Consider the following 13,929-nt stretch of genomic DNA (forward strand, 5'->3'; position numbering starts at 1 on the left):
AATCCTTGAACTCGCCACCGAAGCGCTCGGCACCGATCTTGGTCAGTGCGGCGGTCAGCGTGGTCTTGCCGTGGTCGACGTGACCGATGGTGCCGACATTGACGTGCGGCTTGGTGCGCTCGAACTTACCCTTGGCCATGGCTGCTTATCTCGAATTCGTCTGAGAGGTGATGCTTAAGATGGTGCTCACGAAAGGAATCGAACCTTCGACCTCTTCCTTACCAAGGAAGTGCTCTACCGACTGAGCTACGTGAGCCGAGTTTTGCATTATGACATGAACTCGATAAGATTCAAAGTTCATTCAATGGAGCGGGAGACGGGAATCGAACCCGCACCATCAGCTTGGAAGGCTGAGGTTCTACCATTGAACTACTCCCGCGCCGGGAATGTCACAACGTGAAACTGGTGGAGGGAGGTGGATTCGAACCACCGAAGGCGTAAGCCAGCAGATTTACAGTCTGCCCCCGTTGGCCGCTTGGGTATCCCTCCTTACCACCCCATTCCGTTGCCGCCGAAGCGTTGCGGTGTGTGGTGGTGAGCCGCTTATTCTGCTGATGGGACGGGGGCCTGTCAACGCTTTTTTCCATCTTTTTCACACGTTGTCGCAAACCCATTGATACGCAAGGTTATTGCCCGGGGAGCGGCAGGGTCTCGCTGGCGAAAATTGCGACATGAGGGACACCGTCGGCGCCGATCCAGCCCCGATACATGCCCTGGGTGTTGAAGGGCGTGGCCATTTTGCCGTCTGCGGCGAGCACGATCGCACCGCCGTCGCCGCCCATCTGCGGAATCGTCTCGTTGATGACGCCCTTGCCGGCCTGCTCCGGGGTCTGCCCCTGGTAGCGCATGCGCGCGCAGATCTCGTGCGCGGCCGCGGTGCGGATGTAGTACTCGCCCCAACCGGTGCCCGATACCGCACAGCGCGCATCGGCCCAGGTGCCGGCGCCGATGATCGGCGAGTCACCCACCCGGCCATAGCGCTTGTTGGTCATGCCGCCCGTGGAAGTACCGGCGGCCAGCTGCCCCTGCGCATCCAGCGCGACGGCACCGACGGTACCGAAGTGCTTTGCGGTCTCCAGGTCTGCATGCGCCTGGCCATTGGCCTCTTCCTTCAACGCACGCTGCAGCTGCTGCCAGCGCTTCTCCGTGCGGAAGTACGACGGATCAACCAGGGTAATGCCCTGCTCCACCGCGAAGGCTTCGGCGCCCTGCCCGACCATCATCACGTGGCTGGACTTCTGCATCACGGTCTGCGCCAGCAGGATCGGGTTGCGCACCCGCTGCACGCCGGCCACCGCACCTGCTGCCTGGGTGGCGCCGTCCATTACTGCGGCGTCCAGCTCGTTGTGGCCGTCATGGGTGAACACCGCGCCCTTGCCGGCGTTGAAGGTCGGATCGTCCTCCAGCACGGTGATCGCCGCAGTGACCGCTGCAAGCGCCGGGCGGCCGGCCGCCAGTTCGGCATGGCCCTTCAGCAGTGCGGCGCGCAACGCTTCGCGCGCGGCCTTTTCTTCTGCCGGCGACAGGTCCTTGCGCTCGACGCCGGCGCCGCCATGGATGACCAGCAGCGGCGACGTCGCCGGTGCGGCCTGGGCTAGCAACGGCAGGGACAGCAGCGCGGAAAGCGCCAAGCGCAGTTTCATCAGGTACGTCTCCAGCAGGACGAGGGAATGGATTGCAGGGTAGTGCCGGCCGCTGGCCGGCAAGGGGCGCATCAGGAAAGGTGAGTTGCCGGCCAGCGGCCGGCACTTTCGGGAAGATCATTGACGGACGACTTCAATCTCGCCGTCACTGACGTCGGCCACGGCCTGGTAGTCGGCCTCGGCCTGGAAGTCATCCAGGCGCATGCGGCTGCCGCTGGCGACCACGGTCACCGGAACAGCATGGAAGCGCAGTGGTTCGCCCTCGACCAGGCGGTCGGCATCGCGACCGGGGCTGACCACCCAGACCTTGCCTTCGCCATCAGCGCTGTAGACCTGGGCCCGGCCATCGGGCTCCACGCACAGGGCGGTGTCCTCATCAACGCCAATGCCGACGATGTCGGGGTCACCGCTGTCCTGCGCGGCGCGTGCCACGAACACGATGAGGCGGCCAAGGCGGTCACGCTTGTCGAAATGGGTGTCGGTGACCACGCGCTGCAGGTAGGGCATCTGCAGGAAGCCACTGTCCATGGTGACTGCGCTGCCCATCGGATCGGCCAGCGCACCGGCCGAGCTGATGCTGCCGCCATCCATGGCGCCATAGGCATAGCCGCCGAGGATGGCCAGGCCGGCGCTGGTACCGGCAATCGGCTTGCCGGCGCGTACATGGGCGTTGAGCGCGCGGTTGAGTGCGGTGCCCTTCCAGAAGCGGATGTAGCGCGACTGGTCGCCGCCGGCAATGAAGATGGCATCGGCCGCAGCGACCACGCGCAGCACGGCTGGATCATCGGCGCCACGGCGGCTGTCGAAGACCAGGGTCTGTACCGCGGTGGTGCCGCCGATCTCGCGGTACAGGCAGTCCTGCAGTTCATCGCCGCCGGAGGCACGCAGGATCAGCACACGGCCATTGCCGGCCTGCTTCAACCACCACTGGAAGGCGTCCGGCACCCACTCGCCACCGCCCATCAGCATCATCGCGGGCGCACGCGGGCCGGGGCGTGGGGCCTCAAGGTCGCCGACCTCGTAATAGGCGAAGCCGGGGCCCTGCAGGTCCTGCGCGGGCGCGGCCAATGGCCAGGCCAGCACCAGCAGCGCCAACCAGGCAACGGGGGTACGCAGGGTCCGGTGAAGGCGTCGCATCTTGATCTCCCTGAACAAAATCGACTTGCAAGCGTTTTCACTCTTTGCCAGATAGGGACCCAGTAGTCAAGGACATAAAAAAGGCGTTAAATGCGCGCGCCCATTCCGGAAATCTGAATGGGGGACAGGGCCCCTCCTCTGCGGGCCAGCTTCATTTCCGAGAATTCCTCATGCGTAGAAAGGCGATGGCGTGGTCGATCCAGCTGGCGTTGATGGGTGTGGCTGCTTCCGCGGCCGCCCAGGCTCCGGCTTCCTCTTCGGTACAACAACTGGACGCGGTGCAGGTCACCGGTTCGCGCATTCCGCGCGCCCAGGTGGAAGGCCCCGCCCCGATCACGGTGATCAACGCCGAACAGATCCGCTCCAGCGGCTTCACCAGCGTGCCGGACGTGCTGCGTGCGATGACCCAGAACGGCGGTGAGACACAGAGCCAGCAGTCTTCCAGCGGCGCCGACTTCTCGCCGGGCGCCCAGCAGGTGGACCTGCGCGGCCTGGGCCCGAACCACACGCTGGTGCTGGTCAATGGCCGCCGTATCGCCGACTTCCCGATGCCGTTCAAGGGCCGCAGCAACTTCACCGATGTCTCCAACATTCCGCTGGGGATGATCGAGCGCATTGAAGTGCTGACCGGCAGCGCCTCGGCCATCTATGGTTCGGACGCGATCGCCGGCGTGGTCAACTTCATCCTGAAGAAGAAGGCCGACGGCACCACCATCGACATGCGCATGGGCACCACCACCGAAGGCGGTGGCGAGTCGTTCGACATGAGCATCGCCAGCGGTTTCAGCCGTGGCAACTTCAACGCGGTGTACAGCGTCGAACTGCAGTCGCAGACCCCGCTGTGGGCCTATGAGCGCGACATCCAGGACTCGACCCAGGACGGCCCCACCGAGGGTTCGCGCATCGCGCGCCGTGCCTACCTGCGCACCGACTACAACGATGACTACCTGGACCCGGGCGCCGCCACCTGCGAAGCGCTGTCCGGGCAGAACCAGGGCAGCACCTACCGCGCCTACCGCCCGAAGTATGGCTACTACTGCGGCAGCGACAGCTCGATCGGCTACGGCACCATCCTCAGCAAGCGCCGCGGTGCCAACGGCTACGCGTCGCTGAGCTACGACTTCGACAATGGCCAGCAGTGGTTCGCCGACGTGCAGCTGGGCTACCACACGATGTCGCTGATGCGCGACGTCACCAAGTGGGGCCGCATGGATGCCAACGGCGATGAGTCGGGCTATTTCAACAACGAAGCCACCGGCGAGATCGAGTTCTGGCAGCGCCAGTTCTCGCCCGAGGAAATGGGTGGCCTGCGCAACGCCATGGTGCGCAGCACGCAGAAGACCTTCAGCGTGACCACCGGCTTCAAGGGCAACCTGACCGGCAACTGGGACTACGAAGCGGCGCTGAGCCATTCGCAGTACCAGTCGCGGATCAGCTGGGCGCAGATCATCGCCGCCAAGGCCAATGACCTGTTCCTCGGCCCGCAGCTGGGCGTGGATGACGACGGTTTCCCGATCTACAACGCCGATCCGTCACGCCTGTACCGGCCGCTGACCCGCGCCGAGTACGATTCGATCGCCGCGCGTACCACCTACACCCCGAAGTCGCGCACGGAGACCGCCGCCTTCACCCTGACCAACTCGGCCCTGTTCGCCCTGCCGGGTGGCGACGCCGGGTTTGCCGCGACCGTGGAAGTGGGCCAGCAGGCCTACTCGCTGAACCCCGATCCGCTGGCGACCGAGTACTACTACTACAGCTGGAAGGATTCGGACGGAAAGGGTTCGCGCAACCGCTGGGCGACCGCTGCGGAGCTGCGCATGCCGCTGCACGAGACGGTCAACCTGAGCGTGGCCGGCCGCTACGACCAGTACCGCTATTCCGGCCACACCATCGGCAAGGCGACCTGGAGCGGTGGCCTGGAATGGCGCCCGATCGACACGCTGCTGGTCCGCGGTTCGTACGGCACCGCGTTCCGTGCGCCGGACCTGCACTACGTGTTCGCCGGCCCGGGCAACGATGAGACCACCGCCGAAGACCTGTACAGCTGCCGCGCGGACGGTGCCACCGACTGCGCCGACTACGAACGCAACCTGATCCGCAGCCGTACCGGCAACCGCCAGCTCGACCCGGAAACCAGCACCTCGTGGAGTGCCGGCTTCGTCTGGTCGCCGGCGATCGGCCTGGATCTGTCGGTGGACTGGTTCGACATCGACATGCGCAACCAGGTGCAGGACATGGACGTGCGCACGATCCTGGCCAACGAAGCGAACTGCCGCCTGGGCAGCGCCGACATCACCTCGCCGACCTGCGTGGATGCGCTCGCCCGCATCACCCGCAGCAACGACGGGCGCCTGTATGGCGTGCGCGTGGAGCCGATCAACGTCGCCCGCGAGTCTACCTCCGGCATCGACGTCGGCCTGCGCTACCGCCTGCAGACGGGCATCGGCGACTTCATCTTCAACGGCACCCACACCTGGGTGAAGAAGCATGATTTCCAGCGCTACCCGGGCGACCGTACCGAAGACCAGTTCGCAGTGAACAGCGGCTTCGACATCCCGCGCACCAAGACCAGCCTGAGCGTGACCTGGGAGAAGGATGCATGGTCGGCAACGGTGTACGGCTCGCGCCTGGGCAAGCTGCCGACCTCGGACAGCTACGACCAGGTGTTCGACTGGGACAGCGGCGACAGCCCGTACGTGAAGGCAACGTATCGCTACAACGCCTCGCTGCAGTACCGCTTCGACGACCACTCGCGCCTGTCGCTGTCGGTGGTCAACGTGTTCAACAAGATGCCGCCGAAGGACCGTACCTACACCGCCTACCCGTACTACGACGTGTCCTGGTTCGACAGCGTCGGCCGCACGATCAACCTGCAGTACACCCACAAGTTCGGTGGTAGCGCGCTGTAAGCGCCGGGCCAGCGCCGATACAGGAGACCCCCGCTTCGGCGGGGGTTCTTTTTTTCCACCGCCTGAACGGTTTCCAGGCAGGAGCTGCCACCTGGCCGGTCCGCGGCGGCTTTTTAGGAAACGGCTGATTCCGCGCCATCCGCGCCGCTCCCTAGCATGTTGCATGTTCCGCTTCCCCCGCCCTTCGCTGCAGCAGGCCGTGCCACCGACCACCGCGTCGGTGCTGCTGCGCTGCCTGACCGTATGCGTCTTCATCTGCCTGGCCGCCGCGGCCGGCTTCTACCTGCTCACGGCATTCACCGAAGACATCTCGACCCATCGCCGCGAAATGAATGCAGCGGCCTACAGGGCACAGATCTATTTCGACCAGCGCGAAGCCCTGCTGCGCTACCTGGGCGATTCGGTCGTGACGGGCAACCCGGATGCACCTGCGACGGACAGCGAAGGCATGCGCCAGGTGCCGCTGGATGGTGCTGGCGGCCAACCGGGCCAGCGGCTGCTGTTGTCAGCGCGCGCCGAGCACACGCTGCAGGCGCTGCAGACGCACCTGCTGCTGGTCGACGCACGGGGCGCGCATTGGCTGGCCGGTGGCGAGGTCGATGTCGACCTGGCGCGCCTGCCATCGCTGCGTGTGCTGCAGGCGCGCAACGGCAGTGTGGAAGGGGCCGACCCGGTGTACTGGCTGCGCCCGGGTGACAGTGGCGTTGCATTGGCCCAGCCGGTACAGGCGGGCCCCCATCCGACGCAGTGGCTGGTGCTGCTGCTCGATGGCGCGGCGGCGGCGGGCATGATCGACGGCCAGGGCATCGGCGGCTATGCGCTGCTCGACCGTGGCGGGCAGCCCGCCTTGTCGAGCCAGGCGCCGCGACTGGATGGTGCGGGCTGGAAGACCCTGCGGGAGCGCCAGGACGACAGCTTCGGCACGTTGTGGAGCGGCGGGCTTCCGCGCGGCGTAGCGCTGGTGAAGGGGGTTGGCAATGATGGCTGGCGGCTGGTCTACCACCTGCCGCCGCAGCTGCTGCTGGGCGACCTGGCGGTGCCCCTGCTGATCTGCGTGCTGTTGCTGCTGCTGGCAGGCCTCGCGCTGCGCCTGCTGCGGCATCGCGTGGACCTCCAGCTGATCCAGCCGGCCCTGCAGCAACACCGCCGGCTGCTGGAGAACCTGGATTTCAGTTCGACGGTGATCGACATGGCGCCGGTCGGCATCTGCGTCCTGCGCCGCAGCGACCGCGCGCTGCTGCTCTCCAACCAGCTGCTGCGCGACTGGCTTGGCGAAGAAGGCGAACACAGCGACTGGCAAGCGCCATGGCGCGGACATGCCGGGGAGCGCGGGCGTGGACTGGAATTCACCACCCGCGATGGTCGTCAGCTGCAGGTGCTGCACGCGGCCTGCCGCTACCAGGGCGACGACGTGCTGCTGTGCGTGTTCCATGACATTTCCCGGCACCGCCAGGCGCAGGCCGCGCTGTCGTCGGCACGCCAGGCCGCGGATGCGGCCAACCAGGCCAAGAGTGCGTTCCTGGCCACCATGAGCCATGAAATCCGGACTCCGCTCTACGGCGTGCTGGGCACGCTGGAGCTGCTCGGGCACACCTCGCTGGACGCCCGGCAGTCGCAGTACCTGCGCACGATTGAGAGTTCCTCGTCGGTCCTGCTGCAGTTGATCAGCGATGTGCTGGATGTTTCCAAGATCGAGTCCGGGCAGCTCAGCCTGGAGCCGGCGGCGTTCTCGCCGCGCGAGCTGACCGAGAGCGTGCTGCGCAGCTTCGCCGCGTCGGCCACCTGCAAGGGCCTGCAGATCCTGGTCTGTACCGATCCGCGCCTGCCGACGCGGGTGCTCGGTGATGCCGACCGCATCCGCCAGGTGCTGGGCAACCTGCTCAGCAACGCGATCAAGTTCACCGAGCATGGCCGGGTGGTACTGCGCGTGCGCCAGGTGCAGCGCGAAGGCGAATCGAGCGTGCTGGCCTGGCAGGTCACCGATACCGGCGTGGGCATCGCTGCGGAGGAACAGGCGCGGTTGTTCGAACCGTTCCGCCAGGTCCGAGGCGCGGCCAGTGCGCAGGGCACCGGGCTGGGCCTGTCCATCAGCGACCGCCTTGTGCGCCTGATGAGCGGTGAGCTGCAGGTGGTGAGCGAACCCGGCCTGGGCAGCAGCTTCAGCGTGCGCCTGCCCTTGCCGGTGCTGGCCGCTGCCGAGGATGGTCCCGCGCTGCTGCCGGAGCCGCCGATCCTGGTCCGCGGCCGTGATCGCGAACTGGTCGACAGTGCCTGCGGCTGGCTGCGTCGGTGGGGCGCCAACGCGCAGCCCCTGCAGGGCGACCCTGCACTGCTGGACCACGACGGCGCGATCCTGATGGACGGCGAGGCCGGGATGCCGTTGGCCTGGGCAGGCCCCCGCGTGGTGGCATCGATCGACGGCGGTGACCAGCCCACCGTTGCCGCCGATGGCAGCCTGGTGGTGACCCTGCACGGGATGACCGCGATCGGCAATGCACTGGCCAACGTGCAGCAGCAACGTGCGGCGCTGCCGGAAACATCGCGCGCGGCAACGCCGATGCCGCTGGGCCTGCACGTGCTGGCCGTCGAAGACAACCCGATCAACCGGGTGATCCTGGCCGAGCAGCTGCGCACCCTCGGCTGCGACGTGGAGCTGGCACAGGACGGTGTGGAAGCCCTGCAGCGATGCCGCGAGCAGTCTTTCGACCTGGTGGTGACCGACATCAACATGCCGCGCATGGACGGCCACGCGCTGGCCCGCCAGCTGCGCGATGACGGCAACCCGGTGCCGGTGATCGGCGCCACCGCCAATGCCACCGCCGAGGAGCGCGAGCGCTGCCTGGCCAGTGGCATGCAGGGCTACCTGAGCAAACCCATCGACATCGCCCGCCTGCGCAAGGCGCTCAACGCCCTGCGCCAAGGAGACCCCGCATGACCCAGCGTATCCTGATCCTGGAAGACCAGCCCTTCCAGCGTGGCTTCCTGGCCAACCTGTTCGGCAGCCGCGCCGGCGTGCAGGTCGATGCCTGCGAGGACGTGGATGCGGCCATCGCGCTGTGTGCGTGCCAGCCCTACGACCTGGTGGTCAGTGACCTGCTGATGCCCGGGCAGGACGGCATCCAGTTCATCCAGGCGCTGGCGGCACAGCCGCGCCCGCCCCGCCTTGCGGTGGTCAGCGCCGCGCCGCGCCGGATGATGACCTCGGCACGGCTGATGGCCGAATCGCTGGGGCTGGATGTGATCGGCCTGCTGCCCAAGCCGGTGGCGGCCGCCGATGTGGACGCCCTGTTCGAGGCCCTGGCGCAGGCCCGTCCGGCCGCCGGCGAGGCCCCCACGCGCGCGGCGGCTGCGCCCGAACCGGATGCATCGCAGCTGCGCCAGGCCATGGCCGATGGCAGCCTGACAGCCTGGTTCCAACCGAAGAAGTCACTGCAGTCAGGACGGGTCGTGGCGGCCGAGGCACTGGTGCGTTGGCGCCACCCGCAGCTGGGCACGCTGGCCGCTGGCAGCTTCCTGCCGGCAATCTGCCGCTATGGGCTGGAGGGCGATCTGCTGCGGATGATGCTCAAGGCCAGCATCAGCGCACAGGCACGCTGGCGCAAACAAGGCTTCCGGGTACCGGTATCGATCAACCTGCCCCCTCACCTGCTGGAGCAGTCGGACCTGCCCGACGAGCTGCTGGCGCTGACCCTGGCCAACGGCGGTACGCCCGGTGAATTGTGCTTCGAACTGATGGAAAACAGCACCACGCGGCACGTCAGCGACTTCTATGCCGGCGCCTGCCGCCTGCGCATGAAGGGCTTCGGCCTGGCCCAGGATGATTTCGGGCAGGGCCTGAGCTCGGTCCACAACCTGGTCAATACCCCCTTTACCGAGGTCAAGATCGACCGCGCCCTGGTCAGCGGATGCGCGCGCGACCCGGCCCTGCACCTGACCCTGTCGACGGTGATCGCGCTGGCCAACCAGCTGGGCCTGACCATCGTGGCAGAGGGCGTGGAAAGCGATGCCGACCTGGCCGCCCTGCGCCAGCTGGGGTGCAGCCAGGTGCAGGGTTTCCTGATCTCGCAGGCGCTGCCGTCGGATGAATTCACCCGCCTGCTGGACGAGGAAGCGCCCCAGGTGGACGAGTCGCCGCGGGCCGCCCTGCGCTGACACGGATTCCACGTCGGCTTCACGAAATCATCAAGTGGCATTGACGATCCTGTCTGTGCAGTGGCGGCGGACTTTGCGCTGCCGCCACCGGTGCCGCTGACCGCCCCCTGCTCCGAGACCTGCCATGCCGGCCGAGGCCGCTCCTGTACGCCGACTCGCTCGCCGCTCGCTGCGCGTCCACGCCCTGCTGATCGGCGTGGTGGTGCTGGCGACCCTGCAGGCCGGACTGCTGCTGTCGGCCGGCTCGCAGCTGGTGAACGAAGAGCGCAGCAAGATCGAATACCACTTCCGCCGCCTGGACGGCACGCTGCGCGAGCAGGAGCGCTTCCTGCGCCAGTGGCGGCTGCATGATGTCGGCACGCGGGGGCAGCCGGTGGCCGATGCCAGCGTGGAGCTGCAGCGCGGGCCGTTGTTCGCCAACTTCGCGGTGATCGGGAGCGACGGGGCCAGCCTTTCGCCACCGACCGAACTGGGCGACCGCTTCCTGCGCTTCTACGGCACGTTCTGGTCGGCCTCGCGCTATCCACCGCCACAATGCCTGCTGGTCGATGGCCAAGGCACGCGCGGGCTGCTGGCACCGGTACAGATCGCCGGTACCGATGCGAGCCAGAACAGCCCGCATCACCTGCGCCCGGCGATCACCGGCATCCATCAGGTCATGGGTACGCGGCCGGCGCTGCAGCGCGGTGGCATCGTCTGGGTGGGCGTGCCATGGCGCGACCGGCAGACCTGGCTGCTGGCCATCGCCCACGCCCCGCAGGATGCGCGCCTGTGGGGTGAGGACGACAAGGATTCGCAGGCGGCGTTGGCCTGCCTGCTCGATCCCGGCCGTGTCGATGACTACCGGCAGGTGCTGGGCGTCCCGGTGTTCCAGCGGCTGTCGCTGTTCGATGCCAATGGCCAGCGCCTGCTGGGCGATGCGGCCGATGCCAGCGACGCCGGCACCTCCTGGCAGGCCGGCCTCGATGGCCTGCAGTTCCGCATGCGCAGCGAACGCGGCTGGCTGGCGGTCTACCACGTCGGCTGGCGGCAGGTGTTCCAGCACCCGCAGGGGCCCTTGCTGGGCGCGACCGTGGTCGCCCTGCTGCTGGCACTGGGTGGCACGCTGGTGCTGCGCGCGTACCGGCGTTCGGTCATCGAGCCGCTGCGCAGCAACCACGCGCGCCTGCTGGAAAGCGAAGCCTTCAGTCGCACGATCCTGGACAACGCGCCGATCGGGCTGTGCCTGCTGCGCCGTACCGATGGCAATGTGCTGCTGGACAACGCCCTCGCCCGTCGCTGGCTGGGCGAGGACTACCATGCCGGTGGCTGGCATGGCCCGTGGCGGCGCAGCGTACTGGCTGCCGGCGGCACCACGCTGGGCGATGGCCTGGCCTACGCCACGCCCGAAGGCCGCCACCTGCTGGTAACCGCGACACCGGCGCGCTATCGCGGCGAGCCGGCGGTGCTGTGCCTGTTCATTGATCTGAGCAGCCAGCATGAAGCCGAGCAGGTGCTGCAGCAGGCGCGCCGCGCCGCCGACCAGGCCAACCGCGCGAAGAGCCAGTTCCTGGCCACCATGAGCCATGAGATCCGCACGCCGCTGTACGGCGTGCTCGGCACGCTTGAACTGCTGGGGCTGACGCCACTGGATGCGCGGCAGCAGGACTACCTTGCAACGATCCAGCGTTCATCCTCGACCCTGATGCAGCTGATCAGCGACATCCTGGATGTCAGCAAGGCCGAGGCCGGGCAACTGAACCTGGAGCCCAGCCCGTTCGATCCGGTGCGGCTGACCGAAGACGCGCTCGACTCGTATGCCGCTGCGGCCGCCAACAAGGGGCTGCAGTTCTACGCCTGCATCGATGCCGACGTGCCACCCATGGTGTGTGGAGATGCCGCACGGATCCGCCAGGTGCTCAACAACCTGATCAGCAATGCGCTGAAGTTCACCGACAGCGGGCGCGTGGTGGTGCGCGTTTCGGCACGCTGGCAGGAGCAACACTGCTGGCTGCAGTGGCAGGTCGCCGATACGGGTATCGGCATTGCCAGCGAACACCAGGCGCACCTGTTCGAGCCGTTCTTCCAGGCCAACCCGGGCACCGATGCGATGCGGGGCACCGGCCTCGGCCTGGCCATCTGCGCGCACCTTGTGGCGTTGATGGAGGGGCAGCTGCGCGTGGTCAGCGAGAGCGGCCTGGGCAGCAGTTTCAGCGTCGAACTGCCGCTGCCATCGGCGCCGGCGGATCCGCAACAATCCCCCCCGCCGCAACTGCCCGCCGGCCTGCAGGTACAGGTGCGGGGCAGCGTGCGCGAACTGGTGCAATCGCTGTGCGAGCGCCTGCAGCAGCGCGGTGCACAGGCCAGCGTGTACCGGGAGGACAGCGCAGCAGGCCTGCCATCGTCCGGCGTGCTGCTCGAGCTGGTCCTGGACGACTCGCTGCCCGCATGGGCGGGTGGACCGCGCGTGGTCGCCTGCCGCGAAGGCGGCGTGCGGCCACGGCAGGTCGATGGCGCCTGGCAGGTTGGCCTGCATCGGTTCGACGCGATCGTGCTCGCCCTGGCCGCGGCCAGCGGCCAACCGCTGGCCGCCAGCGCCGAAGGGCGCTTGCCGGCGACGCGCCATTTCGGCCTGCAGGTGCTGGTCGCCGAGGACAACCCGATCAACCAGGCGATCCTGCGCGACCAGCTGGAACAGCTCGGCTGCCGCGCCGTGGTCGCCAGCGATGGCAATGAAGCGCTGGGCTACTGGCAACAAGGGGCGTTCGCGCTGGTGCTGACCGACCTGAACATGCCCGGGCTGGATGGCTACGGCCTGGCCCGCGCCTTGCGGGCACGTGGTGTCAGCGTGCCGATCCACGGCGCCACCGCCAATGCCGACCCGGCCGAACGCCAACGCTGCCAGGAATCCGGCATGCAGGGCGTGCTGGTCAAGCCAATCACGCTGGAAGCCCTGCAGCGCCTGCTGACCCGGATCACCGACGGCGATGCGCCGGCCCCTGCGATGCAGGAGCACCCTGTGTCCACCTCGTCGCACGACAAGGATCCCCCGCTGCAGGTTCCGGCGAAGATGCAGTCGCTGTTCGTACAGACCATGCAGGCCGACCTGGACAGCCTGCGCCAGGCGATCGCCGCTGCCGATCCCGCCCGCGTGGCGCAGGTTCTGCACCGCATCCGCGGCGCACTGGTGATCGTCGGTGCACCTGCGCTGGTGGACAGTGGCCTGCAGATCGAACAGCGCCTTGCCGGCGGCGATGACCTGGCCACCCAGGCGGCTGCTCTTGCCGGGTTCCAGCAACGCCTCGAACAGCTGCTGCATCCGCTGCTCGACACTGCATCCCCCTCCCTTCCTGACGACCCGACCCTGCCATGACCACACGGATCCTCATCGCCGACGACCACCCGATCGTGCTTGCCGGCATCCGCGACGTACTGGCCGGGGAGCTGGACCTGGACATCGTGGGCGAAGCGGCCGATCCGGCTACGCTGATCGAGCTGATGACCCGGACCCGGCCACAGGCGGTGATCACCGACTACAGCATGCCGGGGGGCGACCGCTTCGGGGACGGCATCAAGCTGATCTCGTTCCTGCGCCGCAGCTTCCCGGAGACGCGCCTGCTGGTGCTGACGATGGTGTCCAATCCGTCGTTGGTTGCGGCGATGTATGCCGCCGGCGCGGGCGGCGTGGTGCTCAAGAGCCATGGATTGGGCAGCCTGGTACAGGCCCTGCGCGTAGTGCTGGCCGACCGCGTCTACCGCCCCCCGGGACTGCTGCCGGTAGCCGCGAGCGAACCTGCCGATGCCGATGCGGTCCGTGCGCGCCTGTCGCCGCGCGAGCTGGAGGTGATCCGCCTGTTCACCAGCGGCATGAGCGTGGGCGACATCGCGCGCCAGCTGCAGCGCAGCGCCAAGACGGTCAGCACGCAGAAGATCAGTGCGATGCGCAAGCTCGGCGTGGACAGCGACCAGGCGCTGATCGAGTACTGCCTGCAGGCCTCGCTGTTCGGCTGAGGCCCACTCCCGGCTGAATCCTGCTGGCCCTGCAACGGGGCCTGCAATGGCTTTAGGAAACGCCTGATTCCATCGGACAAGGACGATTTCTAGGCTGG

Annotated in this window: 7 protein-coding genes and 3 tRNA genes; 5 read left to right on the forward strand and 5 right to left on the reverse strand. The window is 67.6% G+C overall.

What is annotated here, in order from left to right; genetic code table 11:
• Positions 1 to 180: 180 nt before the first annotated feature.
• From DFO63_RS14810 to DFO63_RS14830, 5 genes are all read right to left on the reverse strand, one after another.
• Positions 181 to 256: transfer RNA gene (locus tag DFO63_RS14810), tRNA-Thr, on the reverse strand.
• A gap of 49 nt (positions 257 to 305) precedes the next feature.
• Positions 306 to 379, reverse strand: a tRNA-Gly gene (locus tag DFO63_RS14815).
• A gap of 24 nt (positions 380 to 403) precedes the next feature.
• Positions 404 to 489 (reverse strand) — tRNA-Tyr (locus DFO63_RS14820).
• A gap of 137 nt (positions 490 to 626) precedes the next feature.
• On the reverse strand, positions 627 to 1,643 hold the full coding sequence (locus tag DFO63_RS14825; protein WP_101766377.1) for an isoaspartyl peptidase/L-asparaginase: 1,017 nt from the start codon (positions 1,641 to 1,643) through the stop codon (positions 627 to 629).
• A gap of 117 nt (positions 1,644 to 1,760) precedes the next feature.
• Positions 1,761 to 2,780 (reverse strand): cyanophycinase, encoded by a 1,020-nt coding sequence (locus tag DFO63_RS14830; protein WP_119007271.1) that lies wholly within the window; start codon positions 2,778 to 2,780, stop codon positions 1,761 to 1,763.
• A 170-nt stretch (positions 2,781 to 2,950) separates the two neighbouring features.
• Between DFO63_RS14830 and DFO63_RS14835 the strand changes: the two genes are divergently transcribed.
• The 5 genes from DFO63_RS14835 (at position 2,951) to DFO63_RS14855 (ending at position 13,831) form a co-directional block, all read left to right on the forward strand.
• Entirely contained in the window at positions 2,951 to 5,689 is a 2,739-nt protein-coding gene (locus DFO63_RS14835) for a TonB-dependent receptor (RefSeq protein WP_119007245.1), read from the forward strand.
• A gap of 163 nt (positions 5,690 to 5,852) precedes the next feature.
• Complete coding sequence (locus tag DFO63_RS14840; RefSeq protein ID WP_119007246.1) at positions 5,853 to 8,624, forward strand: response regulator; 2,772 nt, start codon at positions 5,853 to 5,855, stop codon at positions 8,622 to 8,624.
• Entirely contained in the window at positions 8,621 to 9,841 is a 1,221-nt protein-coding gene (locus DFO63_RS14845; protein ID WP_101764971.1) for an EAL domain-containing response regulator, read from the forward strand. Before DFO63_RS14840 ends, DFO63_RS14845 begins: the two co-directional genes overlap by 4 nt.
• Before the next feature lie 124 nt (positions 9,842 to 9,965).
• Positions 9,966 to 13,193: a hybrid sensor histidine kinase/response regulator gene (locus DFO63_RS14850; protein WP_049445890.1), complete on the forward strand. Its 3,228-nt coding sequence runs from the start codon at positions 9,966 to 9,968 to the stop codon at positions 13,191 to 13,193.
• Positions 13,190 to 13,831, forward strand: coding sequence for a response regulator (locus tag DFO63_RS14855; protein ID WP_014036089.1), 642 nt, complete (start codon positions 13,190 to 13,192; stop codon positions 13,829 to 13,831). The genes DFO63_RS14850 and DFO63_RS14855 overlap by 4 nt, the downstream gene beginning before the upstream one ends.
• The last annotated feature ends 98 nt before the right edge of the window (positions 13,832 to 13,929 follow it).

Origin of the sequence: Stenotrophomonas sp. AG209, assembly GCF_003550055.1 — a bacterium.
In the GTDB taxonomy this organism is placed as follows: Bacteria; Pseudomonadota; Gammaproteobacteria; order Xanthomonadales; family Xanthomonadaceae; genus Stenotrophomonas.